This window comes from Bradyrhizobium sp. BWC-3-1, from assembly GCF_032917965.1.
GTDB classification, from domain to species: domain Bacteria; phylum Pseudomonadota; class Alphaproteobacteria; order Rhizobiales; family Xanthobacteraceae; genus Bradyrhizobium; species Bradyrhizobium canariense_D.
In genome coordinates, this window is record NZ_CP136625.1 from 1,826,200 (window position 1) to 1,851,919 (window position 25,720).

Annotated in this window: 29 protein-coding genes and 1 pseudogene; 18 read left to right on the forward strand and 12 right to left on the reverse strand. The window is 60.7% G+C overall.

Annotated features, from left to right (window positions below):
• Positions 1-62 precede the first annotated feature (62 nt).
• Entirely contained in the window at positions 63-782 is a 720-nt protein-coding gene (locus tag RX329_RS08865; RefSeq protein ID WP_317245680.1) for a DJ-1/PfpI family protein, read from the reverse strand.
• A gap of 114 nt (positions 783-896) precedes the next feature.
• Positions 897-1,294: pseudogene (gene arr / locus RX329_RS08870) on the reverse strand (NAD(+)--rifampin ADP-ribosyltransferase).
• Between the two features lie 143 nt (positions 1,295-1,437).
• Between arr and RX329_RS08875 the strand changes: the two are divergent.
• Positions 1,438-1,668: a hypothetical protein gene (locus tag RX329_RS08875; protein ID WP_317245681.1), complete on the forward strand. Its 231-nt coding sequence runs from the start codon at positions 1,438-1,440 to the stop codon at positions 1,666-1,668.
• Positions 1,669-1,722: 54 nt separating this feature from the next.
• On the opposite strand, the gene RX329_RS08880 is transcribed toward RX329_RS08875, so the two are convergent.
• The gene (locus RX329_RS08880) at positions 1,723-2,103 is read right to left on the reverse strand and encodes a nuclear transport factor 2 family protein (RefSeq protein WP_317245682.1); all 381 of its coding nucleotides are present in this window, start codon (positions 2,101-2,103) and stop codon (positions 1,723-1,725) included.
• Positions 2,104-2,716: 613 nt separating this feature from the next.
• Between RX329_RS08880 and RX329_RS08885 the strand changes: the two genes are divergently transcribed.
• Together RX329_RS08885 and RX329_RS08890 are read left to right on the forward strand one after the other, a co-directional pair.
• Entirely contained in the window at positions 2,717-4,900 is a 2,184-nt protein-coding gene (locus RX329_RS08885) for a PAS domain S-box protein (RefSeq protein ID WP_085394227.1), read from the forward strand.
• Positions 4,893-5,258, forward strand: a complete 366-nt coding sequence (locus RX329_RS08890; RefSeq protein ID WP_317245683.1) for a response regulator — start codon at positions 4,893-4,895, stop codon at positions 5,256-5,258. Before RX329_RS08885 ends, RX329_RS08890 begins: the two co-directional genes overlap by 8 nt.
• A 117-nt stretch (positions 5,259-5,375) precedes the next feature.
• Here RX329_RS08890 and RX329_RS08895 read toward each other — a convergent pair whose 3' ends face one another.
• The 5 genes from RX329_RS08895 to RX329_RS08915 form a co-directional block, all read right to left on the reverse strand.
• Positions 5,376-5,606 (reverse strand): DUF6894 family protein, encoded by a 231-nt coding sequence (locus tag RX329_RS08895; protein ID WP_317245684.1) that lies wholly within the window; start codon positions 5,604-5,606, stop codon positions 5,376-5,378.
• A gap of 61 nt (positions 5,607-5,667) precedes the next feature.
• Entirely contained in the window at positions 5,668-6,018 is a 351-nt protein-coding gene (locus tag RX329_RS08900; RefSeq protein ID WP_317245685.1) for a response regulator, read from the reverse strand.
• Positions 6,019-6,034: 16 nt separating this feature from the next.
• The gene (locus tag RX329_RS08905; RefSeq protein ID WP_085357345.1) at positions 6,035-6,244 is read right to left on the reverse strand and encodes a hypothetical protein; all 210 of its coding nucleotides are present in this window, start codon (positions 6,242-6,244) and stop codon (positions 6,035-6,037) included.
• 404 nt (positions 6,245-6,648) lie between these two features.
• Positions 6,649-7,425 (reverse strand): class I SAM-dependent methyltransferase, encoded by a 777-nt coding sequence (locus tag RX329_RS08910; protein ID WP_085394224.1) that lies wholly within the window; start codon positions 7,423-7,425, stop codon positions 6,649-6,651.
• Complete coding sequence (locus RX329_RS08915; protein WP_317245686.1) at positions 7,422-8,384, reverse strand: Bug family tripartite tricarboxylate transporter substrate binding protein; 963 nt, start codon at positions 8,382-8,384, stop codon at positions 7,422-7,424. The genes RX329_RS08910 and RX329_RS08915 overlap by 4 nt, the downstream gene beginning before the upstream one ends.
• A gap of 111 nt (positions 8,385-8,495) precedes the next feature.
• Between RX329_RS08915 and RX329_RS08920 the strand changes: the two genes are divergently transcribed.
• From RX329_RS08920 to RX329_RS08930, 3 genes are all read left to right on the forward strand, one after another.
• Complete coding sequence (locus RX329_RS08920; protein ID WP_161494784.1) at positions 8,496-9,425, forward strand: LysR family transcriptional regulator; 930 nt, start codon at positions 8,496-8,498, stop codon at positions 9,423-9,425.
• A 168-nt stretch (positions 9,426-9,593) separates the two neighbouring features.
• Complete coding sequence (locus RX329_RS08925; protein ID WP_143275341.1) at positions 9,594-9,899, forward strand: hypothetical protein; 306 nt, start codon at positions 9,594-9,596, stop codon at positions 9,897-9,899.
• A 172-nt stretch (positions 9,900-10,071) separates the two neighbouring features.
• Complete coding sequence (locus RX329_RS08930) at positions 10,072-11,385, forward strand: adenylate/guanylate cyclase domain-containing protein (protein ID WP_085394221.1); 1,314 nt, start codon at positions 10,072-10,074, stop codon at positions 11,383-11,385.
• A 256-nt stretch (positions 11,386-11,641) separates the two neighbouring features.
• On the opposite strand, the gene RX329_RS08935 is transcribed toward RX329_RS08930, so the two are convergent.
• Entirely contained in the window at positions 11,642-12,490 is an 849-nt protein-coding gene (locus RX329_RS08935; protein ID WP_317245687.1) for an arylamine N-acetyltransferase, read from the reverse strand.
• 460 nt (positions 12,491-12,950) lie between these two features.
• Here RX329_RS08935 and RX329_RS08940 point away from each other — a divergent pair, with 460 nt between their 5' ends.
• From RX329_RS08940 to RX329_RS08970, 7 genes are all read left to right on the forward strand, one after another.
• Complete coding sequence (locus RX329_RS08940; protein WP_317245688.1) at positions 12,951-13,271, forward strand: hypothetical protein; 321 nt, start codon at positions 12,951-12,953, stop codon at positions 13,269-13,271.
• Between the two features lie 28 nt (positions 13,272-13,299).
• The gene (locus RX329_RS08945; RefSeq protein ID WP_085394218.1) at positions 13,300-13,920 is read left to right on the forward strand and encodes a general stress protein; all 621 of its coding nucleotides are present in this window, start codon (positions 13,300-13,302) and stop codon (positions 13,918-13,920) included.
• 75 nt (positions 13,921-13,995) lie between these two features.
• Complete coding sequence (locus tag RX329_RS08950) at positions 13,996-14,454, forward strand: YidB family protein (protein WP_085394217.1); 459 nt, start codon at positions 13,996-13,998, stop codon at positions 14,452-14,454.
• Positions 14,455-14,474: 20 nt separating this feature from the next.
• A complete protein-coding gene (locus RX329_RS08955; RefSeq protein ID WP_085352470.1) occupies positions 14,475-14,738 on the forward strand; it encodes a GlsB/YeaQ/YmgE family stress response membrane protein in 264 nt (87 codons plus the stop codon).
• Positions 14,739-14,802: 64 nt separating this feature from the next.
• Positions 14,803-15,141 carry a hypothetical protein gene (locus RX329_RS08960; RefSeq protein ID WP_085357337.1) on the forward strand — a complete coding sequence of 113 codons (339 nt, stop codon included), beginning with the start codon at positions 14,803-14,805 and terminating at the stop codon, positions 15,139-15,141.
• A gap of 187 nt (positions 15,142-15,328) precedes the next feature.
• The gene (locus RX329_RS08965) at positions 15,329-15,610 is read left to right on the forward strand and encodes a hypothetical protein (protein ID WP_317245689.1); all 282 of its coding nucleotides are present in this window, start codon (positions 15,329-15,331) and stop codon (positions 15,608-15,610) included.
• On the forward strand, positions 15,611-17,293 hold the full coding sequence (locus RX329_RS08970) for a helix-hairpin-helix domain-containing protein (protein WP_317245690.1): 1,683 nt from the start codon (positions 15,611-15,613) through the stop codon (positions 17,291-17,293).
• Here RX329_RS08970 and RX329_RS08975 read toward each other — a convergent pair.
• Entirely contained in the window at positions 17,251-17,448 is a 198-nt protein-coding gene (locus RX329_RS08975) for a hypothetical protein (RefSeq protein WP_317245691.1), read from the reverse strand. The two genes, RX329_RS08970 and RX329_RS08975, sit on opposite strands and share 43 nt — an antisense overlap.
• Between RX329_RS08975 and RX329_RS41875 the strand changes: the two genes are divergently transcribed.
• Both RX329_RS41875 and ligD read left to right on the forward strand, forming a co-directional pair.
• Positions 17,405-17,818 (forward strand): MOSC domain-containing protein, encoded by a 414-nt coding sequence (locus tag RX329_RS41875; RefSeq protein WP_410706279.1) that lies wholly within the window; start codon positions 17,405-17,407, stop codon positions 17,816-17,818. The two genes, RX329_RS08975 and RX329_RS41875, sit on opposite strands and share 44 nt — an antisense overlap.
• A gap of 12 nt (positions 17,819-17,830) precedes the next feature.
• Positions 17,831-18,778: a non-homologous end-joining DNA ligase gene (gene ligD / locus RX329_RS08980; RefSeq protein WP_317245692.1), complete on the forward strand. Its 948-nt coding sequence runs from the start codon at positions 17,831-17,833 to the stop codon at positions 18,776-18,778.
• Positions 18,779-18,806: 28 nt separating this feature from the next.
• On the opposite strand, the gene RX329_RS08985 is transcribed toward ligD, so the two are convergent.
• Entirely contained in the window at positions 18,807-19,631 is an 825-nt protein-coding gene (locus RX329_RS08985; protein WP_317245693.1) for a ribonuclease HII, read from the reverse strand.
• Between the two features lie 253 nt (positions 19,632-19,884).
• On the opposite strand from RX329_RS08985, the gene RX329_RS08990 reads away from it, so the two are divergent.
• From RX329_RS08990 to RX329_RS09000, 3 genes are all read left to right on the forward strand, one after another.
• Positions 19,885-20,988, forward strand: coding sequence for a DNA topoisomerase IB (locus RX329_RS08990; RefSeq protein WP_317245694.1), 1,104 nt, complete (start codon positions 19,885-19,887; stop codon positions 20,986-20,988).
• Between the two features lie 277 nt (positions 20,989-21,265).
• Positions 21,266-23,107 carry a glycoside hydrolase family 15 protein gene (locus RX329_RS08995; RefSeq protein ID WP_410706280.1) on the forward strand — a complete coding sequence of 614 codons (1,842 nt, stop codon included), beginning with the start codon at positions 21,266-21,268 and terminating at the stop codon, positions 23,105-23,107.
• Positions 23,104-23,976, forward strand: a complete 873-nt coding sequence (locus RX329_RS09000) for an SDR family oxidoreductase (RefSeq protein ID WP_317245695.1) — start codon at positions 23,104-23,106, stop codon at positions 23,974-23,976. The genes RX329_RS08995 and RX329_RS09000 overlap by 4 nt, the downstream gene beginning before the upstream one ends.
• Positions 23,977-25,065: 1,089 nt before the next feature.
• On the opposite strand, the gene RX329_RS09005 is transcribed toward RX329_RS09000, so the two are convergent.
• Positions 25,066-25,593 carry a hypothetical protein gene (locus RX329_RS09005; RefSeq protein ID WP_317245696.1) on the reverse strand — a complete coding sequence of 176 codons (528 nt, stop codon included), beginning with the start codon at positions 25,591-25,593 and terminating at the stop codon, positions 25,066-25,068.
• Positions 25,594-25,720: the final 127 nt, after the last annotated feature.

Sequence of the window (25,720 nt, forward strand, 5' to 3'; positions counted from 1 at the left end):
CGCACCTTACGCAAGGCGGAACTTCCGTAAGGCTCCCGCCAGGCGCCCATCCGGTCCCGGTGCTATTGCCCCGTGCGGACGAGGTCGAGAAACCGATTCCAGGCGATCTTGGGAACGAGCCGCCGCTGGTCTCCGGGCATGCTGTCGTCCATCATCTTGTTCGCCAGGCGCTGCACTTCCTTGGAGGCCTTGCTGATATGACCGGCATCAAAGGGCGGATGCGGATCGTATTCGATGACCAGTTGGATGGCCTCGGCCCGCTCACGGCCCGCAATCTCGCCGGCCAGCCAGAGCGCCAGGTCGATGCCAGCCGAGACGCCCGCCGCCGTGACGACTTTCCCAGACCGGACGACGCGCTCATCGGGCCTGGGCTTCGCACCCATGATCCGCAGCACGCCCATCTTGTACCAGTGCGTCGTCGCCGGCTGCCCTTTCAGGATTCCCGCCGCGCCAAGGATCAAAGCTCCCGTGCAGACCGAAGCCGTCCACACCGAGGTTCGGTGCACCTTCCGCAGCCAATCGAGGACCTCGTCGTCGACCATCTGACCGGGGGTGGTCGAGCCTCCGGGAACGACGAGCACGTCGGGACAGATCGTCTCCGAGATCGAGCGGGTGGCTCCGAGTAGAAGCCCGTGGCCTTCCGCCACCACCGGTCCGACTTCCTTGCCGACGAACTGCACCTTCGCCCCGGGAATGCGCGACAGCACTTCCCAGGGCCCGACCGCATCGAGCGCCGTCACACCCTGATAGAGAAGGATTGCGATCTCAACAGAAGCTGCCATTCGAAAGTCTCCTTGAAGGGTCCGGCGCTGACCGGCGACAACCTCAACAGTGCAAGTCAGGCCAGCCTGCTTTCCGTTGCGGCCTGAAGCCGACGGCGAGGATCTCTGTCGACATCAGTCGATCGCCTCCACTCCTTCCTCCTTTAGCCGCTCGATCTGGTCCTTCATCTCCTTCAGCCGCTCGGCGGAATGTCCGTCCATTGGCTGACCTCGCCGATAACGCGGAGTGGCTCGCGCGACCGGTAGGACTGCGTGGGGTTTCCAGGGAATTTCCTGTCGGTCAAGTTGGGATCATCCACGATCTCCCCGGTCGGCTCGACGATGTAGATTCTCTCCGCGCCGTCGCCGTGTGCCAGCTCTGCGCCCCAAATGGCTGCTTCCAAAGTACCCGTGTGATAGAGCCAGGATGCCTGAGCCCGCCTTCCGTAATTGGAGCGAAAACCGGCAGCGATCAGGTCCCCCGGCTTCAAGTCGGCCCGGGTGCCGTGGTAGGAGAGTCTCGTTCCGCTCATTGAAAAAACCTCGAAAATGATCCTGGGCCCGCGCGCTCAGCAGCAGCGCCTGGCGTGAGTTTACGAAGCGAAAAGAGTTAAATTTTGGCCGGTCAGCGCTTACAGTTCGGTCGAGCTGAACCGCCGAATCAAAAGAGTTGAGAATGCAATATCGAGCCTGCATCGTTGATGCGAATGGTCGCGAGAACTCCCGCACGTTCGCCTGTGCCAACGACGAGGACGCCATCGTCTGGGCGAGGCAGATGCTGCACGGCAATTCAGTCGAGCTCTGGTGCGGTGAGCGACTGGTGAAGCGTTTGCCGGTTTCAGAGGACAGCCGCGCCGTAACGCATGAGGTGCATGAAGGTCGAATGGTGCCAAAAGCAAGAGAATGAGCTACCTGCGAAACCGCTATGGAGCCGCGATGCTAACCGTCTCCTCAATGATCCTCATTTCGTCGCCATCGCCGGCAGGATTGCGCTGTAGTAGCCGCGGAAAGGCTGATCGCCCACTTTGGCCTGCCATTCTCCGACGTTAAGTATGAACGATCCTTCTGTGCGAGATATGACGCGCCTGACGGAGTAGTCGTGCAGTCCTATTTTTAAGGCTTCTTGAAAACTTCGCCGTATGGCATCGCGACCCTGGAAGATTCCGCTAGGAGTAACTCTGATTGCATCCTCGGCGAATGCTGCCGCCATTGCGTCAACGTCGCCTCGGTTGTACGCGGATGCGAAATTCTTCTGAAAATTGGCGCTCGCACTTTCGGCGGATAGCTTCTCTTGGGCACCAAGTGACGGGGATATAGAGAGCATGAAGGCGACCGTGAACAAGGTTCTCAGCAGAGATGGCTCCGTGTCGCTAGTTGCAGCTCAGGCCGACTTGAAAACCGTGATGCGATCGCCGGTCTGATAGTTGATCTTCTCGTAAGGTCGGGGTCAATGCGACCGGATGGGTGACGAGGCAGAGTCAAGAAGCCTTCGGTTCATACGGGGCTGTTGGTCATGCTACGTTTCCCGGGGGCTCCGCATCAAGACGAACTGAGGTCCACGGTTCCCTCCGGCCGCTGTCCGCGCGATCAAGTCCTGTAGCGGCCCACCTGAACACGGCACCCATCGGCAAGGACATGGCTCAATGACTGCCAACGGAGCGCTCGTGACCGGTTGCATTTGGCGGCCCGGAGACCCGTGCGGTGCGGAAGGTTAACCTTTCGCCGAGGAAAGGTAGGGTCGCAGTCCAACATCCGATCCGTCCGGAACAGCGACGGTCCACCCGTCAATCCGCCATCTTGGGCGCATCGACAAAACCGCTGAAGTTAGGGAACTATCCGTCGCCTCCGACGTTAGGGCTTGTTCGGCGGTCCAGCGGGGGAGCTGCCCATATTCCTTTTCAAACAGTTGGCCGGTGTGGTGGGCCTTCGCTCCTCTCGCCCCGAGAGATGCTTTCATGTCCAATGTTGAGGATTTTCCGGTCTCTGCCCGTCGTCAGCCGACGGAGTTCGAGGCGCTGGTCGCGGCCGGTCGCGCCGCACTCGACGCCATTCCTGGGGCGGTATACCTCTGCGATGCAGAGGGACTTCTCGTCGCCTACAACAGTGAGGCGGTTGAGCTGTGGGGCCGGACGCCCGATATGGCCAAGGAGGAGCGCTTCTGCGGCTCCCATCAGCTTTATCACCTCGATGGAACGCCGCTCGCCCACAGCGACTGCCCCGTGGCCACGGCCGTTCAGACGGGAACGCCCGCGCGCAATGCCGAAGTCATCATGGCGCGACCTGATGGCTCGCGCTTCACGGCTTTAGTCAACATCCGAGCGTTGCGCGACCGCTCCGGCCGCATCCAAGGTGCGATCAACTGCTTCCAGGACATCACGGGACGCAAGCAGATCGAGGAGGAAGTCCGCCGGACGAAGCAGGACCTGGAGGACTTCTTCGAGAATGGAGCCGTAGGTCTCCATATCGTCAGCGGCGAGGGTATTGTTCTCCGAGCCAACAAAGCCGAACTGGACATGCTCGGATACAGACCCGAGGAGTACATTGGCCGCCATATCGCGGAGTTTCATGCCGACGCTCCGGTGATCGGTGACATCCTACAGCGCCTTTCATGCGGCGAACCGCTCGACCGCTATCCCGCGCGGCTGCGGGCGAGCGATGGGTCGGTGAAGCATGTGCTGATTACATCGAACAGCCGCTTCGTGGATGGTAAGTTCGTTAATACACGTTGCTTCACCATGGACGTCTCGAAACTGCATGCTGCCGAAGAGGCTCGACGAGGCAGTGAAGCCCGGCTCGCAGCGACCTATGAGGCTGCGAGCGTCGGCATCTCCGAGACAGACGAGAACGGGCGCTTCTTGCGCGTGAATGATTCCATATGCCGCATCACGGCGCGTTCGCGCGACCAATTGCTTGGAATGACCTTCCTGGATTACACCGATCCGGATGATCAGGCGGATGACGCTGAGCTATATGCGCGGCAAGTCCATGGCGATATCGAGAACTACACCACACGAAAGCGCGTATTGCGACCTGACGGCTCCATGCGCCACCTTGATATTTTCAGTTCGTCGGTGCGCGATGCGGATGGCCGCTTTCTTTACGGCGTCCGTGTTGCCCAGGACGTCACCACCGCCAAACAGTTAGAGGATCGTTTGCGCGAGGGCGAGCAGCGCATGCGCGATCTCCTTGAGGCATTGCCCGCCGCAATCTACACGACCGACGCTGAGGGCCGTATCAATTTCTTCAATCGAGCGGCGGTCGAGATGGCGGGCAGAACCCCCCAGCCTGGCGACGAATGGTGTGTAACCTGGAAACTCTATTGGCCCGACGGTTCGCCCCTCCCACACAATGAATGTCCGATGGCTGTGGCTCTACGCGAAAACCGCCCCGTTCGTGGTGCTGAGGCTGTTGCCGAGCGGCCGGACGGCAGACGTGTGCCGTTCATTCCCTATCCCACGCCACTGCGCAACGCGGACGGAAAATTGGTCGGTGCCATCAACATGCTGGTCGACATCAGCGAGCGCAAGCAAGCAGAGAACGCCCAGAAGGTTCTCATCGACGAATTGAACCACCGCGTGAAAAACACGCTTGCCACAGTACAGTCTCTGGCGAGCCAGACTGCCCGCCATGCTGCTGATTTAGAAGAGTTTCTGCCGACCTTCACGGGAAGGTTGCTGGCGCTCGCCGGAGCGCATGATCTGCTTACCCAAAGAAACTGGCAAGGTGCCCCTTTCGAAAAGCTGGTCCACGATATCGTCGCTCCAGTGTCGGGCGGGCGCGTCGTGGCAGGCGGGCCGCACGTCGATCTCGACCCGCGGACGGCCTTGAGTATCACCATGGTACTCAACGAGCTTCTGACCAATGCTGCCAAATATGGCGCACTCTCCGCGCCGGGCGGGTCCGTGTCGCTCACCTGGAGCATCGGCGACGGCGAACAGTCGAAAGGCATGCTCGAATGCGAATGGCGCGAACGAGGGGGCCCCCCTGTTGTGCCTCCCAAGCGGCGAGGGTTCGGTACACGGCTGATGGAGCGCTGCATAGAACACGACCTTGCCGGAGAGTTCGAATTGGTGTTCGAGCCGGAAGGCACAAGCTGCAGCATTGCCTTTCCGGTTAGGGTCCCAGCATCCAATGGCTGACATGTCGGGCGCCAGGGTTCTTCTCGTCGAAGACGAAGGATTGGTGGCGCTCATGATCGAAGACATGCTCGAGGAACTGGGATTGAAGGTCGTTGCCTCGGCTGCCCATCTGAAAAAGGCCTGCCAACTTGCGACGACCGCATCCATCGATGTCGCGCTCCTTGATGTAAATCTGGCTGGAGAGCTTGTCTTCCCGGCAGCTCGGATCCTGCGCGCGCGGAGTATTCCTTTTCTCTTCAGCACCGGCTACGGCGGGCCTGCCCTCGAGGGGGAGTTCAGGAATGCCCTCGCGATCGGGAAGCCCTTCTCTGCCAACCAATTGAGCGACAAATTGCGAACGCTTCTGTCGCCGCTCTAGGGTCCGAAGCATCCTCGTAACGGCAAGATCCACACCGTTCCTTACAGTCCCCTTTGCTGCGAGGGTAAGCTTCGAGGGTCCATCAAGCTGGCCGTTCTTCTGACCAATCTACGATCGTCACTCAGGTTTTTCGGCATTGATGTGCAGGACGAAGAGAGTGTTTCGGAATTCGTCTGTAACTTCCATCCGCCATTCCCGCCCAGGCCCCAGCTTTCCGTCAATGCCCTGCAACGTCTGACCGGCCATCACGGTCGCCTCTTTCCAGGCTGCATGTTTGTCCGGCAACTCCTCGCCGACGCGGTCAATCTCCGTGTGTTCGTGAATAACATTGAAGTAGTAGCGCGGCATCACGAAACACCTCTGGTTATAGGTACTTCCGTAACTTCTGGGCCTGTTCGCCGTTCCGCCTTTAGGTTCGATCCAACAGCTTGGCGATACACCCATTGAGTTGATCTAGTTGGAAAGGTTTGGTGAGGAGCGGTCGCTCCTGAAATCGGGCGGGTACTCCGTCGGCCCCATACCCGCTCGCGAAAACGAACGGAACGTTGCGTTGTGCGAGGACTTGAGCAACTGGCTCACTACTGGTGCGGCCAAGCAAGACGTCCAGCACAGCGAAATCGAAATTGGTGGTATTAGCGTGCTCTAGGGCGGAGACCAGATCCCCGGCTTCGGCCACAACCGAGTGGCCTAGCTCGGCCAGCATATCGGCTATCATCATCTGAATAAGTGCTTCATCCTCTACCAGAAGTACCGAGGCCATGAGCCACCTCCAAGGCCTATGACCGCGCCAGTTTTGCTGCACCAGGAAATGCTCGGAGCGTAGCGGCCCGTAGCTCGTCCAATGTGATGTGCCCCGCTTCGGCAGCTGCAAGAAGCTGTTCGGCAATAAGCTTCCGGCTCTCATGATCACCGCCGCTCGGAAGCTCCCGGCACGTCTCTTCCAACACGACTTCCATATTCGACTTCACTCGATCCGACAGCGTCATCCTGCTTCCTCAGGGGCTTGGTTTGGCACGCCGATAGTATGGAACTGAAGGCCGGGCACCGTCAACTTCAGGCTTTAGCGGCGAGCGCCCCTTCACCCTAGGATGCTTGTCTCGGGGGGCAACGGCCCACTGTCCGGATCGCCGCCAACCGGGTCGCGATGGAGCGGGAGCCTGCTATCGTGCGGACTGCACGGCTTCCGCTCCTGGAGCCTCTCTCTATGCTCCCGGGAGACCGGGCCATCTGGTATTTGCTGTTGCCCAGGCGAAAGACTGCGACCTCCAGTGAGCCAGCTCCAACTGGCCGTTTGTCTCCGTTGGCCGTTAGCTGCGGCGACCTCGCCGTAACCGATGGTGACGCAACGGACATTGCCGCGGCTCTAAAAGGAGTTTGCGGCCGCCGGCGTTCACGCAACGCCCATAAAGCCATGGGCGCGCGCAAGGTAGGCAAACGCGCCATCGGCGGATAGGCAGAGCTGCGATCTGGTTTCCGCCTGGACATCGAGCCGCTGCATGCCGCCAAGCTTGCCGACCATCTTTCCGGTTGGGCTTCCGGCGATTTGCGACACCCAGAACTCATCAAACTCCTCAAAATGCATTTTCACTTCGAACGCCCTTGTCGCAGGCTGCCTTAGACCGGCTGCTGCCAAAAGGGTTCGAAGCGCTGATCGGCTGGTCTGACTTGCGCCCGGTACTGCCGGCACAGAATAACCGAGGCACTTCAAGGCCTCGCGTAGGGGCCATGTCGGCGAACGCTCACCCGCGAAATCCCAGACGTAACCGCATATCAAGCCTTCCGCAGCCGCCACCCGCGCCATCTCCGACAAGCATCTCGGAATAACCGGGATGAAATTGAGAACGAGGGCACTGGCCACAACATCAAAGCTCCTTGATTCGAAAGGCAGCAGGCATGCGTCGGCAACACCGACCTGCACTTCGCGGAGCGCGAACCGATCATTGGCATACACAACTTGCGCCGGCTCCGCATCAATCGCAACAACGCGACTCGGATGACAAGTCTCAACGATCAGGTCGGTAAAACTTCCTGTGCCGCAGCCAACGTCGAGCCATCGTGCCGCCTTGCGCGGGGCCGCCCACGTCAGCAATGCCTCACCGGCGGCACGGCTCCAACGGCTCATCAAACGGTCGTATCCCTCAGCATCGTCAAAGCGATACGCGGTCATTCGGGCTTAATACCCGCAGCATCGACCAGGACGCGATTCATGGCGATCTCCTTGCGGACGAGATCATCAAACTCGGCCGGAGCGAGTTGCAGCGGATCAACCCCGAGCGCCTTTAATTTAGCCGACACTCCTGGGGCCTGGAGTGCAGCACGCGTCTCGGCATGGAGCCGTTCAACGATCTCGCGTGGGGTTCTTGCTGGAACGAAGATCCCGAACCAGATTGGGTACTCGGCATCGGCAAGGCCGGCTTCCCTCATTGTGGGCACGTCCGGCAGCGACGCTGCTCGGCTTGCGGCATTGACGGCAAGCGGGCGCAATTTTCCCTCCTCGATCAGCGGCAGCACCAGGCCGACAGGGCCAAGAAAGAAGTCCACGCGGCCCGTCATGGTTTCGGACATCGCTTCGGCGCCGCCCCGGAACGGCACATGTAGGGCCTCGATCCCGGCGCTTGTCACGAACCTTACCGCGCTCAGATGCGTTGCGCTGCCCATCCCGACCGAGGCAAAAGTCAACGCGCCGGGACGGGCCCTGGCCACCGCGACAAGCTCAGCCGTTGTCTTGAATGGCTTGTCAGCAGCAACCACCAGCACACTCGCCGAAGTCCCGAGTGGAATCACGGCGGCGAAATCGCGCGCGGGGTCGTAAGCGAGCTTGGAATAGATTGCCGGCGCGATGGTGTGCGCATTGGAATTGATGAGCAAGGTTTGCCCATCGGGGGCAGACTTCGCTACGGCGGCAGCTCCAATGGTACCTCCCGCTCCGCTGCGGTTTTCCACCACGATACCCTGACCGAGCCTGGCCGAAAGTTCCTCGAGCACCAGCCGCGGCACGATGTCGGTGGTGCTGCCCGCGCCGTAGGGAACGACTGCATGGAGCGGCCGGGCTGGCCAGGCTTCCACCGCAACCGCCGCAAAAGCCGAACTAAGACCAATCGCTAGAGCAGAGAGTATTTGCTTCACGGTTGCCTCCTACGTTCCGATGGCGTCCCCGCGAACGCTACGCGCACGCTCAACCGCCGTCCAATGCAGGGTTTATCTAGGAATTCATGCCGAAACGGCATAAAGGAGGACATGGATCTGAAGCATGCCCGTACCTTTTTAGCGGTCGGCGACCTCGGCAGCGTCTCCAGAGCTGCGGTGCAGCTGCGCATCGCGCAGCCGGCGCTTTCGCGCCAGCTACACGCGTTTGAAAGCGAGCTAAGCCTCAAGCTCTTCGACCGTGTCGGTCGCCGTCTCGTCCTGACGGCCGCGGGTGAGCAGTTAATGCGAGATTGCCGCAATCTCTTGAACCATGCCGCCGCGGTCGAGGAAAGGGCGAAACTCCTGCAACGCGAAGACAGCGGCGTGCTTAGGGTGGGAGGCTCACCACAGCATATCGAGAGCGTGCTGGCGCCCTTCCTGCACATCTTCGCCAGGCGTTTCCCCGACGTCGAGGTGCGGTTGGTTGAGGCCGCTGGCGTGACAACAATGAGATTGCTGGAGCGCGGTGAAATACATCTTGGACAAAATCTGGCTTATATTGTCGATCCCGCGGTCGACTGGCTCGGAATCCAGCCACTTAATCACGTCGATCTTTTGGCTGCGTTTCATCCTTCGCTTCCACTAGGACGAGCGAAGTCGCTGGAAGTCAGTGAACTTGCGCCCTTTCCACTGTTGCTCGTGGATTCCAGCTTTGCCTTGCGGCGGTCATTCGATGCAGCATGCCGCCTCGCGGGTCTGCGACCGCGTGTTTTTCTCGAGAGCACGACCCCACACACGCTCGTGGCCCTCGCCGAGGCGAAACACGGCATTGCCATCATCCCCTCGCAGTTTCGTTTGCGAAACCACGACCTCCGGATCGTGGGCCTGACCTACAACCGCAAGCCGCTCCGAGAAGGCATGATGCTGTTGTGGGACAAGCGCCGTCCTCTTCCCCGTTACGCGGGCGCTTACAGTATGATGCTGGCGGAACACGTTCGTCGGGTCTTCCCGATCACGCGTCCTTCCGACGTACTGCGCTAAACCGAGGTACTGCACGTCGCAGCCAAGCGGCGAATGTCGCGATTACGCGCCCGAAGAACGCTTTGTTTGCTCAGGTAAGAAGGTGGAACCTCAACAGCGAACGAATTTGCGGACGGCACGGTTTTAACTTATGTTTAAGTGAGCGCGAGGATAAATTGGAGTGATCCAATGCTCGATAAGCATCTGAATTTCCATGTTGGTCGGGATCAAGAGACGCTTATCCGGGTCCGGGCAGGCACCGAGTTGTCTGCCAGACTGGTCGAGCGCTCCAGAGAGCAGCTAAGCGTTTCCCTCGATCTTCTAAAGATTGAAATCCAGAAGGTTTGGCCGCTTACGGGCTCGCGCTTGCGTATCAACTTCTCAACTTCAAGCGATGAAGAAGGTACATCTGAGCGATCTTCGTTCTCCATTCGTCCGCCTGTTTGTTACCTGGCTGCAAGCGCCACCGCTTCACCGAAGGCTGCGATGGAGTGATGCTGCAGGACCACGGTAAATGCGCAAAACTAATCTGAGCAAATCCGGTCACACGCTCGCGCGGCGGTCTGATCGGGCCCGATAAGCCAACAAAGGTCACGGCACTTGCTGTTTGTCCCAGGTCGGGCCACGCTTCGTCTGTCGGGAAGATCGGTGACAATGGGAACGCTGCATGCAGCCGATTACGCAATACGCCAAAAGCGGCGACGTTCACATTGCCTACCAGAACTTCGGTTCGGGCCCAATCAACGTGGTGATGGTTCCGGGATTTGTGTCAAACGTGGAGAACTACTGGGAGCAGCCCGACTTCGCGCGCTTCCTTCGTCGCTTGAGCAGCTATGCTCGGGTAGTGACTTTCGACAAGCGTGGCACCGGCGGCTCCGATCGCGTTTCAGAGCTGCCAGGCCTGGACATTCGCATGGACGACCTCCGCGCGGTCATGGATGCCGCAGGTATGGAGCAGGCGGCCCTCCTCGGGATCTCGGAAGGAGCGCCCCTGTCCGTACTGTTTGCAGCGACCTATCCCGAGCGTTGCCGGGCGCTGGCACTATACGGCAGCTTTTCTCGCTTCTCTTACTGGTTTCCAAGCGACGAGGCGCTTGCAAACTTCTTTGGGTATGTCGAGAAAGCCTGGGGTAGCGGCGGCAGCATCCAACGGTTTGCGCCGTCGCGCGCCAACGACATTGGGTTCCAACAATGGTGGGGTCGAAACGAACGCCTCGGCGCCAGCCCGTCCGCAGTAACCGCCCTGATGCGCATGAACAGCCAAATCGACATCAGCGGCATCCTTCCAGCAGTCCGGGTACCGACCCTTGTGCTTCATCGCACGGACGACCAGGTCGTCGACGTCGCCGGCGGGCGAGATGTAGCCGCCCATATTCCGGGTGCCAAGCTCATCGAGTTTCCAGGCATCGATCATATCTTCTACGTCGGCGAGGGCGCAGAAGCCATCTCAGACGCGATCGAGGAGTTCCTCACCGGCGCGCCCGCGCGCATCGAGGCGGATCGCGTGCTGGCGACCGTTCTGTTCACTGATATCGTAGGCTCGACGGAGAAAGCCGCAAGCCTCGGTGACCTGCGCTGGCGCAATCTGCTCGACGACCATCATACAACGATCCGCCGCGTACTTGCGCGTTTCCGTGGCCGCGAGGTGAAGACGACCGGCGATGGCTTTCTTGCTACTTTTGATGGTCCCGCGCGTGGCGTCCGCTGCGCTTGCGCCATCGTCGATGAGATCAAGCTGCTCGGCATCGAGGTCCGCGCCGGGCTTCACACAGGCGAGTGCGAAGTGATCGGTGACGATGTTGGCGGTATTGCTGTTCACATAGGTGCGCGGGTTGCGGCACTTGCTGGTCGAAGCGAAGTCTTGGTCTCGAGTACTGTCAAAGACTTGGTAGCAGGTTCTGGCCTGCGCTTCGACGACCGCGGCGCCCAATCCCTTAAGGGTATCCCCGGTGAGTGGCGCATATTCGCAACTGAACGCTAGAGAGATCTCAGGTTGACTCATGCGAGGCGGCGGTGACCCCGACCCGGCGCAGTAGCGCGAAGAGGTTCGGCGACGCAGTTTTCCACTTCAGCGACAAGTCGGCATCTGCTCATTCATAGTCTCAGGTTCGAGCGTTCGTCTCGGGCCTGGCGTGGCCGGGACTGCGGCGATCGTCGCCTTGCGCGGCATAAGCACGGTTTTGTTAGTCACCGGCACTTCTGCTCTGGCGCAAGCGATGTCGTGCCCGCGGTTTTGCTCAAATAGTGGATTTCGTCGTCGCTTCCTCATCCGGCGGGATTGTCTGAACTATTTCAGCTGAAATTCCAAATTCATCGACAAGAATTTGGGCTCGCTCCGCTAGAGTGATTTCCCGTTTACTAACGACGTTGTCGCAACTTATCTCCGTTCGGGTAAGACGACCAAGATTGAGAATGCGATCTGGAAAGTGACGACCGATAAATATCGCCTCGTTGAACGGCGAACGCTTCCGATCTCGCAAGGCGGACAAAGCGTATTGTGCCATGAATACCGAGTGGTCGACGGGTCCAGGCTTGAGATCGAGGCGTGTGATCATCGGCACTTGACGGTTTGAACCAGGGTACCACTGCACGTCAAATTCTTCTCCGCGAGGAACGGCTTGTACGTCGTGAATACCTCCTCCCGTTTTGGCAAACCGGCCCACAATCAACGGCAACGCCGAGAAGGCGGCAAGCTGCGCATCGACCAAATACTCAATGTCGGCGATCCGGACGAGCACTGTGCCATGATTCCTCTCGTGTTCGATGCCTTCCATCATCACTGAGCCCAATATTCGCCGCGCATCAAAGCCGATGGCGCACAATAGTGAGCAAAGGGCACCATTGGTCGGGAAACAGGTGCCCCCCGTTCCATGTTCTAACCAGTTCTCAAAGAACTCGGCCGGTTCTCCGCCAGTCACCGGCTGTGATTTATTACCCGACAGCCAGATACGTTTCTGGATGTTGTCATTGGGTATGTGGCCGGAATATGCAGCGTAGATCTGGTTCAATCCGGTGAGATCGACCCTTGGCCTGCTTGGCAGACCCAACTTCGACTTCACGGCGTTCAAGAGTTCAGCCGAGACCATGATGCGCACTCCTACGACTGCGTTCACTCACTCTTTGAGTAGCACGTCCGTCAAATGGGGTCGCGAATCTCGTGGTTGCGACCCCGTCTGATCTGGCCTCGCCCGTTCCGCGCTTTGGCTCTACGCCTGTCGAAAGTCCTGCTGGCGGACCCAGGTACATCGGGTGGGGTCGTCGCCTTGAGATGCCCCACGTGCTGATGCGAGCGTCTGTGACGAAATCGAAGGGATTGAACTTATGAGGGGCCCGCAAAGCAAGACCAAGACTGGTGGTGCCGTGGGGCAGCACTGTGCTGCCTCTCCAAGATCAAGATACGGATTTGTGGACCTGCGCGGGCGGCGACCCTGCCGGGTTGTCCTACATGCTTTTAGATCCCCAATCCAAGCCGACCGACCGACCGGGAAAACTTGGAACTTCTCAGCCCAGCGTAGGTTGTACCCTGCAACTACGGGAGGACGGACTATGAACAAGAAACTTTTTCTTCTGCTATCTGCTGCCTCGCTTCTGGCGGGTCCGTCGTTTGCGCAAAACCCGCCGGCCGCTGATCGGCCCAACAACAATGCGGTCAACAGTTCCGATCAGAAAAATTCCAACAAGCCGGTCGCTGGCGCAAACAGTTTCACCGAGGGCCAGGCCAAGTCGAAGATCGAGGACGCGGGCTACACCAACGTCACATCCCTCAAGAAGGACGACAACGGCGTTTGGCGCGGAAAGGCCAGTAAAGGCGGCACCTCGACCGATGTCAGTCTGGATTTCCAGGGCAACGTGAACGCGGCGAAATAACGCGCACCCAAATTGAGAGGGCTTCAAGATGACCGTTACGATTTCACGTCTCTACGACAACTATTCCGATGCGCAGCGCGCGGTGACGAGCCTGGAGGCCGCGGGTGTGCCACATTCGGATCTGAGCATCGTCGCGAACAATTCCGACAACTGGTACAGCACCGACAAGAAGGTCGATCGCGATGGCGATGGAGTGGACGATCGGGCGGAAGGTGCGGCAACGGGAGCAGGCGTGGGCGCAGGCCTCGGCGGTGCTGCTGGCTTGCTCGCTGGCCTTGGTTTGTTGGCTATCCCCGGCCTGGGTCCGGTCGTCGCGGCGGGATGGCTCGCGTCGACCGCGCTCGGTGCCGTTGCAGGCGGCGCGACGGGCGGAGTCGTCGGGGCGCTGACGCAGGCCGGCGTATCCGATGAGGAAGCTCCGCTCTATGCGGAAGGTGTGAGGCGCGGCGGCACGCTGGTTTCGGCGCGTGTGCCAGACGCGGACCGCGCGCGATACGAAGCGATCCTGAACCAGTCTGCAGTCAATCTGCGCGACCGGAGCGCAGCCTGGCAGAAGGCCGGTTGGAAGACTTACGATCCATCCGCCCAGCCTTATGGTGCGGAGGAGGTCCGGAGAGAACGGCAGCTCTACGGCACCGGAGTGCGATGAATTAGCCGGCGGCCCGCTCCAGGCGGGCCGCCCTTTTCTTGGACGGTTACCAATCATCGAACCGAGGAGCCGAATATGAGCCGCGGATTGCCATCGATGACCGCCCTCTTGGGTATGCTCGCAATCGCCGGTTATCAAAATCGGGACAAGTTGGCCGACATGTTTCGCAGTGCGACCTCCGGTCAGCCGGCGGGTGCCAAGGATTCCCTGAGCGGCATGCTCGGCAACCTTGGTGGCCTTGTGGGGGGCGGCGGCGTGGGTTCGCTCCTGAACGGAGGGATCGGCGAGTTGCTCGAGCACTTCAAGCAGAACGGACAGGGCGAGGCGGCTCAATCCTGGATCAATCAGGGTCCAAATCGGGAAGTCACCCCGCCCGAACTCCAGCAGGCTATCGGTCCGGACGTCCTTCAAAAGCTGGAGCAGCAGACCGGCCTGTCGCAGCAGGAGATCCTCGACCGATTGTCCCGAGAGCTTCCGACGGCCGTCGACAAATACACGCCTGATGGACGTCTTCCGGCTCCATCGGCGGGATAATCACAGCGATAGAGAGAGACATGGGCATTATCTGGACGATCATCATCGGCTTCATCGCAGGCATCATCGCGAAGTTCATCATGCCCGGCGATAACGAGCCGTCGGGCTTCATCCTGACCACAATCCTGGGAATAGTAGGGGCGTTCGTTGCGACCTATCTTGGTCAGGCTCTCGGCTGGTATCGGCCTGGAGAAGGCGCGGGGCTAGTGGGGGCAGTGGTAGGCGCCATCATCGTGCTTTTCATCTACGGTTTTGTGGCCGGTCGCAGCCGTCGGGCCATCTAACCACAGCGAGCGGAATTCTGCGGGTTAGCGGAGAATTCGCCCGGTGTGAAAGGCGATCGGCAAGATGAAATGGATGCTCGTTGTCCTGGTAGGAGGAATGACCCCGGTCAATACCGACCTGGTCTTCGACAAGTTCGCCGATTGCCTCGCCGCCGAGGAACAGATGCGAAAGCACTATACGGACGCTTTCGAGGCCTGGGACAGATGGGCCGCGGCCAATATCGAGCGACGGCGCGAATACTCGAAGGTCCGCGATCTCCAGGCCAAACGCCTGCTCAGCAACATCGGTACGTGCGTTCCTCATGCGGGCGGCGACGCCGTAGCACCTCAGCAGCAGAGTAGTCCCGCACCTTCTCAGCCTCCCCAAGGTCTTCCCACTCCGCAGCCAAGTCCGAAAACGTGAGGTCCGATCGTTTCGAACAGCACGTCGCAGCGGCGCTTTCATCGCCCCTGCCTTCATTGTTCTCGCCACGCGCTGAGCTGTGGCCTTGCTGACGATTATAGGTGCACGCCTAAATCTCCCCCATAACGGACCTGCGGGGTGACGATGTCGACCGAACTATAGGCGAGAATGGGCGTTTACCGAGACCATGTCTGACGCCTTCGATTACTTCCGCGCCTACGCCGTCCGGGCTCTTTGCGAAGCCCGATCGGTGCCGCGCGGCAGAATGAAGCATCTGCAGCTGGTTGCGGGGCGGATTTACAATCTCCTCAAGAAGGAGGCCGCTTATAGCCCGAACACGCAGCACCTTGAGGACTTCCGGGCAGCGCAAAAACTTGAGGCATCTTTGGATCCCCGGCACGACGACGTCCCATCCGCTAAACGAGCCTTTGCTCCGGTGAGGCGGGGCGCGGAACGGGAGGCGCGTTGAGTGGCTTCCGTCGACGATCGCACCTTAGCGAGTCTCCTGCGAGAATACGCACAGCGAACGGCGTTGCGTGGCGGCAACCCGTACAGGGCTAAAGCCTATGCTCGGGCCGCCGACAGCCTGGCAGCCCTTGCCGTCCCTCTGCACGTGCTCATCGCCGAGGACCGACTGACCGAAATCCCCGGCGTCGGCGAGGCGATCGCCGACATCATCACCAAGCTGCACAAGACGGGCACTCATCCGAGCCTTGAGAAGCTGCGGAAGGAGATTCCCGAGGGCGTGCTCGAGATGCTTGCCGTACCCGGTCTCCGTCCCGAGAAGGTGCTGCGTCTCTACAAGGATCTCGGCATCACCTCGTTCGCGGAGTTGGAGGTCGCCGCCAAGGACGACCGCATCAAGAAGGCCAAAGGCCTCGGCGCCGCGCTGCAGACCAAGATTCTGCAGAACCTGGCCATCGCGAAAAGCGGAGAAGGCCGCCTCCATCTGCACCGTGCCGCCGTCCTGCTCGCCCACGCCAAGGATTCGCTCCGCAAGGCCCGGCGCGAACTCAAGCGCGTGACGATCGCGGGCGACTTCCGCCGCGGCTGCGAACTGGTCGGCGACCTCACGATCGTTGCAGAAGCGCCCAAGGTCACCAAAACGTCGAAGGCTTCCGGGGCGGATGGAATGCAGATCCGCCTGTCCGATCGCAAACACTTCGGCGCCGCTCTTCTCTTCGCCACCGGCTCCGCCGCTCACGTTGAGCAGCTCCAGGCGTTGGCCACTGAGAAGGGAATGCGGTTGGAGGCCGACGGCTTGCACAAGGGCCGCACCCTGATCGCCGGCGACGAGGCCGAGATCTACGGTGCCCTCGGTCTGCCCTTCATCGATCCCGAACTCCGGGAGGGGCTCGGCGAGGTCGAGCTGGCTCTGAAAGGCAAGCTGCCGAAGCTAATCACCGACGAGGACCTGCGCGGTATCCTTCACTGCCACACGGATGCCTCCGACGGCACCGAGACCTTGGAGACGATGGCCAAGGCCACGCGCCAGCGCGGTTTCGAGTATTTCGGCGTCGCCGACCACTCCAAGTCCGCGCACTATGCGGGCGGCCTCTCGGAGGAAGAGATCGCGCAGCAGCACCGGGACGCCGACCGGTTGAACAAGCGCTTCGGCAAGGATTTCCGGATCCTGAAAGGCATCGAGTCCGACATTCTGGCCGACGGCTCGCTGGACTATGCGGACGAAGTGCTGCAGCGCTTCGACTTCGTGGTCGCGAGCATCCACGGCCGCTTCAAACTCGACCGCAAGGCGCAGACGCAGCGCCTGCTTCGTGCAATCTCCGATCCTCACACCACCATCATAGGCCACATGACGGGGCGACAGCTGCAGCGGCGGCCGGGCTACGAAATCGACGTCGAGAAGGTGCTTCGGGCATGCGCCAGGCATGACGTCGTGGTGGAGATCAACGCGCATCCATGGCGCCTCGACCTGGATTGGCGCTGGCACCAGGCCGCCCTTGAGTTCGGCTGCTTGATGAGCATCAATCCGGACGCGCACTCGATCCCCGAGCTCGACCACATGCACTGGGGCGTCGAGATGGCTCGGAAGGGCGGTGTCCCCGCCGACCGGGTCCTGAACGCGATGGCTCTTCCGGAGATCACGCGCTACCTCCGCCAGAAGCGGCGCTCGTTCGCCCGGGCGGCCTGATGCAGCAAGGGCACGGCTTCTCGCTGGAGGGCACCGTGATCGCAGTTGCCGCCGATCGCGATCACCACTTCAGCAAACCGCCGCAGGACCGGATCATGCTGGTGGAAGGCCATGGCGTCGAAGGCGACGCCCACGCCGGCGCGTTCATCAAGCACCGGTATCTCGACCGCCGGCCCGGCCGAGCTCTTTGCATCCCTCTCGGATGCCGGCTTCAAGGTCGCAGCGGGGGACCTGGGCGAGAATGTCACCACTGCCGGTCTGGACCTTGAGCGGATGCCTCTCCGGACGCTCATCGAGCTTGGACCAACGGCGATCGTGGAGCTGACCGGCCTCTGGACGCCTTGCGTTCTGATCGACCGCTTCCAGCCCGGCGTTAAGCAACAGGTGCTCTCGTCGGCGGAAACGGGCCCTCCGTTCAAATCTGGGGTGCTGGGCGTGGTACGGGCCGGCGGGATGGTCGCGGCTGGTGATACCGCGCGGGCTCGCCCTCCGTCCTCCTCATTTCGGCCTCTGCCGGCCGTGTAGAAAGAGCCTACCATGGCCCGCAAATCGACCCTGCCTTATCGCCTGCAGCCCATGTTGGCCACGCTCACGGATGCGCCGTTCGACGATCCCGATTGGGTCTTCGAGGACAAATTCGATGGTTTCCGCATGGTCGCGGAAATCCGAGGCGGTCGCGTGGTGCTCTACAGCCGCAACGGGAAGATCATCAGCCACTCCTATGTCGATGTCGCGAAAGCACTCGAGGGAGTGAAGGCGGACGCCGTGATCGATGGCGAGCTCGTTGCGATCGGGAAGGACGGCGTATCCCATTTCCAGTTGCTTCAAAACGCCCTGCGTCACGAGGTCAAGCTTTTGTACTGCGCGTTCGACCTCATGTTCGCAGCCGGCGAGGACCTGCGTGGGCTGCCGCTTCTCGAGCGCAAGAAGCGGCTCAAGGCCCTCCTGCCGCGCCACAAGCTGATCGCGTTCAGCAACCACCGCAAAGGCAGCGGCACAAAGTTCTTTGCAGAAGCCGAGCTGAGACATCTCGAAGGCATCATGGCCAAGCGCGCCGACAGCCCGTACGCGTCCGGACGACGGACGGCCGATTGGCTGAAGGTGAAGACCGCGCAGCGGCAGGAGGTAGTGATCGCCGGATTCACCGCGCCGAGGCGAACACGGCCCTTCTTCGGCGCCCTGGTGCTGGCAGTGCGTGAAGACGACGGGTGGCGGTACATCGGCCACGTCGGCACCGGATTCAGCCACCAGGTTCTCGAAGAGCTTCACGGCAAGCTCATGAGGCTCAAGACAGCCAAGTCGCCCTTTCCTGCCAAGGTGAAGGACGAGGGGGTCACCACCTGGGTGCGGCCTTCGTTGGTCGCGGAAGTGAAGTTCGCCGAGTGGACCAGCAAGGGAGAGCTGCGCCAGCCGGTCTATCTAGGACTGCGGTCCGACAAAAAGGCCAAGGACGTCGCTCGCGAAAAGAGTTGGTCGCGAAAATAACCGACCCGAGAAGAGACGTCCGACCCGGTCAGCCGGCTTCGCGCTCGGCTGCCGAAGGCCAAGGCGGCAGGGGCGGCAACCCGAGAGCCTTGCGTACAGGTCCGAACGACCGGCGGTGAGCTGCGCATGCACCCAGCCTGGCAAGAGCTTCGTAGTGAGCCGGCACGGGGTAGCCTTTGTGATCCGCGAATCCGTACCCGGGGTGGCACAAGTCGAGAGTCCGCATGACCGTGTCGCGCTCGACTTTCGCCAGGATCGACGCAGCAGCGATGCTGGCGGACTTGGCGTCGCCCTTGATGATGGCCTGCTGGGGGATTTCGATCTCCTTCAACCGCTTCGCGTCGATCAGTAAGTGCTGCGGCGTCACTCCCAGCCCCCGGACCGCACGCTGCATGGCTCGGATGCCCGCCCAGTAGATATTGATCGCGTCGATCTCCTCGACTTCGACGAACGCCACACACCAACTCTCAGCCTTTTCCTTGATCTCCTGCGCGAGTTCTTCGCGAGCTGAAGCGTCGAGCTTTTTCGAGTCGTCGATTCCGACTATCCGCGTGCCAGGTTTCAGGATCACCGCGCCCGCCGATACTGGCCCCGCAAGAGGGCTCATTCCGGCCTCGTCCACGCCTGCCACGGCATGATGGCCGCTTGCCCAGAGAGAGGTCTCGAAGCGGAGCATCTTGCGGAGGCGCTGCCCCTCGGACCTGTTTTCGAAGCGCCTTTTATCGATGGATGCCAGGATGGCACGTGCTCCCGCGCGGCCGTCAGCCCGCAGGATCTGCTCGACGCTGGCCTCGAGTGGTCGTTTCTCGACGACATAGCGCTGACGCAACACATCGAGCGAATATTGGGACATAGCGGCCTTCGCACAGACTAATTGGGAAAGCGTGTCCGTAAACTTTGTGGCGATTGTCTGAAGTTGGGCCTTGCCGCCATCGTCAGCCTGCGCAGCGCCCCGTCGAGAGGAACCACCGGCTCTAGCTTCGGTATTCTGCGCGGCACTGATCTGCATATACGACCCACAGATCTCCGAACGGAACCAACCGCTGTTTTCATTCCTTTAGAAAGGAGTGGAGCCTCGATCCCCGGGTGCTTCCGAGGACAGGCCCATGCTCCGAGAGACTCGCAACGAAGAACAGGTTCTGGACCGCACGGCCGAGGTCGCAGCCACCATTGCGGAAGAAGGCCTTCGCTATGTCAGCGACTCCGCGCCCGGTTACACCCGCAAGCGGACGGGGAATACCTTCAGCTACTACGACAAGGACGGGAAGCGCATCACAGATGCCGCCGTTATCCGGCGCATCAAGTCGATCGGCATCCCGCCGGCCTACGAATCCGTGTGGATCTGCCCGTCTTCGAACGGCCACATCCAGGCAACCGGGCTCGATGCGCGGGGCCGCAAACAGTATCGCTACCATCCGAAATGGCGCGAACTCCGAGACCAGAACAAGTATGAGCATATCATCCTGTTCGCTGCCGCGCTGCCCGCGCTGCGGGAGCGGGTCGCCGCCGACATGAAGCGGGACGGACTGCCCCGCGAGAAGGTGCTGGCCACGATCGTTAGTCTTCTGGAGAAGACATTGATCCGGGTCGGCAACGCCGAGTATGCCGAGAAAAACAAGTCGTACGGGCTCACCACCATGCGCCGCAAGCACGTCGAGGTCGGCCGCGGCGTCCTTCGGTTCGACTTCACGGGCAAGTCGGGCAAACAATGGAAGCTTCGCGTCGAGGACAAGCGGATAGTCGCGATCGTGAAGCGCTGCGCGGAGATCCCGGGACACGAACTCTTCAAGTACCTGGACGACGACGGACAGCCCCGCACCGTCGATTCCGGCGACGTCAACGCCTACATCAAGGACATCACGGGCGAGGACTTCAGCGCCAAGGATTTTCGGACTTGGGCGGGAACGGTTCTGGCGGCGTTGGCGCTTGCCGAATTCAAGAAGTACGACAGCCAGGCCGAGGCCAAGCGCAACGTCGTCGCCGCCATCGAAAGCGTCTCGAAGCAGCTCGGCAACACACCGGCGATCTGCCGCAAGTGCTACGTGCACCCGGAAGTCCTGAACGCCTACATGTCCGGTGACCTCGTGAAGATGATTGATGCCAAGATCGCGCAGAAGTTCAAGCGCCAGTACGCCAAGCTCACTTCCGACGAGATCATGGTGCTGGCATTTCTCCGCAAGCGTCTCAATTCTCTGAAGGCGCCCACCTAGCCTCGCGTACCAGTCTCCGGACGTCTGCCTCCTTCTCGATGCCACCAGGTACCCCTCGGCTGGTGCTCTCGTCGGCAAAACGCGCCCTCCATTAAAATGCGGGGTGCTGAGAGTGGCGAGGGCCGGCGGACCGGTCAGCGCAGGCGTAGGGCGCGGTGCTGATACCATCCAGTCCTGCTTCCGCGTTGTCAGCGCTCTAGACGAAAGTACATGCCGGGGACCACCTGAACGCGGAACTGGAGGGTGCGGCTTTCCATTGACCATCAAGGGTGTCCTGATGGCCCGGATCGAAGATTACGCGCTTATTGGTGATTGCGAGACCGGCGCACTAGTCGGGCGCGACGGCTCAATCGATTGGCTCTGTTTCCCGCGGTTCGATTCCGATAGCTGCTTCGGGCGGCTGCTGGGGGACGAGAAGAACGGATATTGGAGCCTTCGCCCGATCGGCCGATATACGACCGAGCGTCGCTACCGACCAGGCACGCTGATCCTGGAGACCGTCTTCGCGACGGAGACAGGCCGTGCACGTCTCATCGACTTCATGCCCCCCAAGACCGGCGTGTCGAACGTCGTCAGGATCGTTGAGGGCGTCGAAGGATCGGTCGAGATGCGGAGCGAGCTGGTCGCACGGTTCGACTATGGGGTCAGTGTACCCTGGGTGAGCCGCCTGGAGGATGGTGCAGTCAGCTTGGTCGCGGGAGCGTCCATGCTGGTGCTAAGAACGGCGGTGCCGCTGCACGGCAAATCGATGAAGACAGTCGGCGCGTTCTCCGTCGAACCGGGCCAACGCGCTGCCTTTGTTCTCTCCTACCAGACATCGTATGAAGATCCAGCCTCCCCTGACGATCCGTCGCTTCTCCTCGATCGTGCAGAAAGTTTCTGGCGCGATTGGTCCAGCCGCTGTGAAGCGGCCGGGCCATATTCCGACCAGGTTCTGAGATCTCTCATAACTCTCAAGGCCCTGACGTTCGGACCCAGCGGCGGCATTGTCGCTGCCGCCACGACCTCGCTTCCGGAGCAAATTGGTGGCTCTCGCAACTGGGATTATCGCTTCTGCTGGGTCCGCGATGCCACGCTAACGCTGTTGGCCCTGATGGGGGCCGGTTACTACGACGAGGCGCGCGCCTGGCGAGACTGGCTCATACGCGCGGTGGCGGGAAGCCCGAACCAGTTGCAGATCATGTACGCCGTCACAGGCGAGCGCAGGCTAACCGAGTGGGAGGTGCCCTGGCTGTCGGGATACGAAAACTCAAAGCCAGTGCGAATTGGGAACGCGGCCCACAGCCAGCTTCAGCTTGATGTCTATGGCGAGTTGATGGACGCCTTATACCAGGCCCGCCGAGGCGGCCTCGCCGAGAACAAGCGAGCCTGGGCAATTCAATGTGCCCTCCTCGACCACCTCAAGGGAATTTGGACTGAGCCGGATGAAGGTATTTGGGAAGTGCGAGGCGGCGCCAAGCACTTCACCTACTCAAAGATCATGGCGTGGGTCGCTTTCGATCGAGCCATCAAATCGGCCGACGAGTTCGGGATGCGCGGTCCCGTGGACGATTGGAAAGCGCAGCGCGCAGCCATTCAGGAAGATGTCTGCCAACGGGGCTACGATGAACAGCGAAAGACCTTCGTTCAGGTCTACGGTGAGTCCCAGCTCGATGCATCCCTGCTGCTGATCCCGGCGGTAGGTTTCTTGCCGCCCGAAGATCCGCGGGTGATATCGACCATTGAAGCTATCGAACGCGAGTTGCTCAAGGACGGCTTTGTGCAGCGATACGATACGAAGGCGACCAAGGACGGCCTGCCGCCTGGTGAAGGCATGTTTCTGGCCTGCAGCTTCTGGTTGGCCGATGCCTATCACCTGATCGGCCGCGATGCTGACGCCAAGGCATTGTTCGAGCGTCTTCTTGCTCTGCGCAATGACGTCGGGCTGCTGTCGGAAGAGTACGACACCGGGCGAAATCGATTGGTCGGCAACTTCCCCCAGGCCTTCTCGCACATCGCCCTAGTGAACACTGCTCATAATCTCACCCACTGCCAAAAGCCATCGGAGCATCGCGGTAGCAAGAAAGCTCTGCCGAGCAAGGCGGACGAAAGTAACGGCACGACGAGGAGACACGTATGACAGAGAGGCCGATCGATCCGGCTGCCTCAGCGGATCCGGAGGCGCGAGCTCAATGGCCGGTTCGCTTTCCCACCATACTGGAAGGGCAACCAGCGCTGGTGACGGGGGCAAACTCTGGAATCGGGCGCGCGGTGGCCCTTGGGCTCGCGGCCTCTGGCGCTGATGTGGTGGTCAACTACGTCGTTGACCCACAAGCAGCGGACGACGTGGCCCATCAAGTCGAGGCGCTTGGCCGCAAGGCGATCACGATCAAGGCAGACGTCAGCAACGAGGAGGACGTCCAGTCGATGTTCTCCAGCGCTATAGGTCGTTTTGGAACTCTGCACATCGTGGTGAACAATGCCGGATTGCAGCGGGATGCGCCGTTTCATGACATGACGCTTGAACAGTGGAACAAAGTCATCGGCGTTAATCTCACGGGCCAGTTTCTCTGCGCCAGAGAGGCAATTCGTGAGTTCAAGAGACGAGGTGTAGTGAAGGACATCTCTGCAGCAGCTGGTAAACTCGTCTGCATGAGCTCCGTCCATCAGGAGATCCCTTGGGCAGGTCATGCGAACTATGCGGCCTCAAAGGGTGGCGTCATGCAGATGATGCGAAGCCTGGCGCAGGAAGTTGCTCCGCTGGCCATCCGGGTCAACGGCGTCGCGCCTGGAGCCATCCGTACACCGATCAACCGATCCGCCTGGGAAACCACGGAAGCCTACGACAGCCTGATGACGCTGGTCCCCTATCGGCGCATCGGTGAGCCAAACGATATCGCGCAAGCGGTCGCTTGGCTGGTTTCAGATGCGGCCGACTACGTGGTTGGCACCACCTTGTTCATCGACGGCGGCATGATGCTCTTCCCGGGCTTTGCAAGCGGGGGATAGACACAGCCGCACGGTACCATTCTCAACCAAGTGTAAGGGGTTAAATCGGAACGGCCAAAGCACGCGGGTGTTGCGGCATGGGGTCTTCCGGCAAAAAGGAGGAATGAACATTGCCAAATGGCGCACGGGCAATGGCTGCAGGCAAGATCGCCCGCGCGGTAGCGAGAGCATTGGCGTCCGCTCTGAAGCGGCATTCGGTTAGCTCTCCGAAGAAGGGCCATCGAAAAGAGGAAGAAGGACCTCGCCAGACCTCACCCTCGCTACGCCCCGAAAAGTCGGGGGATTCGTGGAACGAAAGCCGTTTGAAAGCATGTCGGTTGAAGAGCTGTGGCGACTGCACACGCTCGTCAATGACGTTCTCGCCGTGAGGCTGGTGTCAACCGCGGCGACAAGACGCCTTCGCAATAGGCATTGAGCGAGCGAGGCTTGCCGCAGCAAAGGTGTGGGAGGACCCGCGGGGGCTGGCTGAGCGGGCGCGCCCTCAACCACAAGAAGGCCGCGTATGTCCCCACGGCCCCGCGCGTCGGGTAGCTTGCGTCAATCGCGCTAATCGCGAGCTGCGGCGCGCTCGCTGGCGGGCCTTTCCGTTAGGAGAGGCAAGCGACGATGGCGAGAACCACGTCAGCGCCCAGATCACCGGAATACGCCGTGAAGATAAATCCGGCACCAACAACAAGCGCAAATGCTTTAAGCGTGATCATGTTCAGATCCCCTCGGTAGTGGGAGGAGGGTAGACCCCGACCATTTCCGGAGTGCTTCGCGCAACGCGGCAAACGGTTTCATTCACCGAGGCGTTATCCGGAAGCTGCTGGCCGCTAAAGGTTGCAGCAGGGGACACTGCTGTGGCCGCGCGTGGTCAAATGAAGCCGGGCTAAAAGGATCAAGTGAAATATGCAGCCAGCCCCGGTGAGATGATCGTAATCCAGCGTTTCAGGCTTGCAATATGCCGCTTCCACAATCGGCAGAAGGCTTAACATGCATCATGGGCCGGCTCCGCGACCCGTCGGGAACAATCGGCAATCGGGGCGCATTCGTCTCCAGCTCCGGGCGATGTCTCGGAGCGTACGCGTAGAACTTCCGCCTCAGGAATCATCCTCTGGGGCCGGCTTTTTGCAGCATTGCCTTGCCGCCAGTTTGATTTAGCCGTCGCGTATGCCATTCGCATATGAAAGTTGGCGGTCGCGAAGGCCATTTTACCTCCATGGAAAACGGCCGGGACATCGTGGCAACCAACGGAAGCCTGATGCTCTTTCCACGGCAAAGCACCGTGTAATCGCCGGCGTCAAGGAGCGTCACCACCTTGCTGCCGTCTGGCAGCACGATCGGCTCGTCAAACTCGCGGGACCAACTCAGTCGTCGGCAGCAAATCCTCGCCGGCGTCAGCAATCGCACATAGGTGCCGCTCTCATGCAGCTCCAGCCAGCCCTTCTCGACAGCGCACCTGATGCCGGCGCCGAACTCCGCGCCGCTTGCCTTGAGCGTGTAGAGGAATGGGTAGTTGATCTTCTCGATATGGATTCTGCCGTCCTGTACTGCCTTGATGCCCGAAGCCAGCTGAACGAGCTGAAGCGCGGCGACTTCCGCATCGGTAAAAGGGCCTTCGGTGACGTGCTTCATCGCTGGAATCACAACCTCAAGCGCCCATGCTTGGCCTGACTTGCCCGCGACTGTCATGCCAGTTCGGGAAGATACATCCTGCGGAAGCGCGTCGAGCCGCAAGCGGGCGATTGCAGCGGCCGTTGAG

Bases quoted from the DNA above. Each gene is read 5' to 3' on its own strand.
- RX329_RS08955 (WP_085352470.1), top strand. From the start codon at position 14,475: ATGGGCATTATCTGGACGATCATCATCGGCTTCATCGCAGGCATCATC.
- RX329_RS08930 (WP_085394221.1), top strand. From the start codon at position 10,072: ATGCAGCCGATTACGCAATACGCCAAAAGCGGCGACGTTCACATTGCC.
- RX329_RS08945 (WP_085394218.1), top strand. From the start codon at position 13,300: ATGACCGTTACGATTTCACGTCTCTACGACAACTATTCCGATGCGCAG.
- RX329_RS08940 (WP_317245688.1), top strand. From the start codon at position 12,951: ATGAACAAGAAACTTTTTCTTCTGCTATCTGCTGCCTCGCTTCTGGCG.
- RX329_RS09005 (WP_317245696.1), bottom strand. From the start codon at position 25,593: ATGAAGCACGTCACCGAAGGCCCTTTTACCGATGCGGAAGTCGCCGCG.
- RX329_RS41875 (WP_410706279.1), top strand. From the start codon at position 17,405: ATGGCGTCGAAGGCGACGCCCACGCCGGCGCGTTCATCAAGCACCGGT.
- RX329_RS08905 (WP_085357345.1), bottom strand. From the start codon at position 6,244: ATGACGCTGTCGGATCGAGTGAAGTCGAATATGGAAGTCGTGTTGGAA.
- RX329_RS08865 (WP_317245680.1), bottom strand. From the start codon at position 782: ATGGCAGCTTCTGTTGAGATCGCAATCCTTCTCTATCAGGGTGTGACG.
- RX329_RS08890 (WP_317245683.1), top strand. From the start codon at position 4,893: ATGGCTGACATGTCGGGCGCCAGGGTTCTTCTCGTCGAAGACGAAGGA.
- RX329_RS08920 (WP_161494784.1), top strand. From the start codon at position 8,496: ATGGATCTGAAGCATGCCCGTACCTTTTTAGCGGTCGGCGACCTCGGC.
- RX329_RS08965 (WP_317245689.1), top strand. From the start codon at position 15,329: ATGTCTGACGCCTTCGATTACTTCCGCGCCTACGCCGTCCGGGCTCTT.
- RX329_RS09000 (WP_317245695.1), top strand. From the start codon at position 23,104: ATGACAGAGAGGCCGATCGATCCGGCTGCCTCAGCGGATCCGGAGGCG.
- RX329_RS08885 (WP_085394227.1), top strand. From the start codon at position 2,717: ATGTCCAATGTTGAGGATTTTCCGGTCTCTGCCCGTCGTCAGCCGACG.
- RX329_RS08995 (WP_410706280.1), top strand. From the start codon at position 21,266: ATGGCCCGGATCGAAGATTACGCGCTTATTGGTGATTGCGAGACCGGC.
- RX329_RS08990 (WP_317245694.1), top strand. From the start codon at position 19,885: ATGCTCCGAGAGACTCGCAACGAAGAACAGGTTCTGGACCGCACGGCC.
- RX329_RS08875 (WP_317245681.1), top strand. From the start codon at position 1,438: ATGCAATATCGAGCCTGCATCGTTGATGCGAATGGTCGCGAGAACTCC.
- RX329_RS08900 (WP_317245685.1), bottom strand. From the start codon at position 6,018: ATGGCCTCGGTACTTCTGGTAGAGGATGAAGCACTTATTCAGATGATG.
- RX329_RS08910 (WP_085394224.1), bottom strand. From the start codon at position 7,425: ATGACCGCGTATCGCTTTGACGATGCTGAGGGATACGACCGTTTGATG.
- ligD (WP_317245692.1), top strand. From the start codon at position 17,831: ATGGCCCGCAAATCGACCCTGCCTTATCGCCTGCAGCCCATGTTGGCC.
- RX329_RS08960 (WP_085357337.1), top strand. From the start codon at position 14,803: ATGAAATGGATGCTCGTTGTCCTGGTAGGAGGAATGACCCCGGTCAAT.
- RX329_RS08925 (WP_143275341.1), top strand. From the start codon at position 9,594: ATGCTCGATAAGCATCTGAATTTCCATGTTGGTCGGGATCAAGAGACG.
- RX329_RS08950 (WP_085394217.1), top strand. From the start codon at position 13,996: ATGAGCCGCGGATTGCCATCGATGACCGCCCTCTTGGGTATGCTCGCA.
- RX329_RS08935 (WP_317245687.1), bottom strand. From the start codon at position 12,490: ATGGTCTCGGCTGAACTCTTGAACGCCGTGAAGTCGAAGTTGGGTCTG.
- RX329_RS08895 (WP_317245684.1), bottom strand. From the start codon at position 5,606: ATGCCGCGCTACTACTTCAATGTTATTCACGAACACACGGAGATTGAC.
- RX329_RS08985 (WP_317245693.1), bottom strand. From the start codon at position 19,631: ATGTCCCAATATTCGCTCGATGTGTTGCGTCAGCGCTATGTCGTCGAG.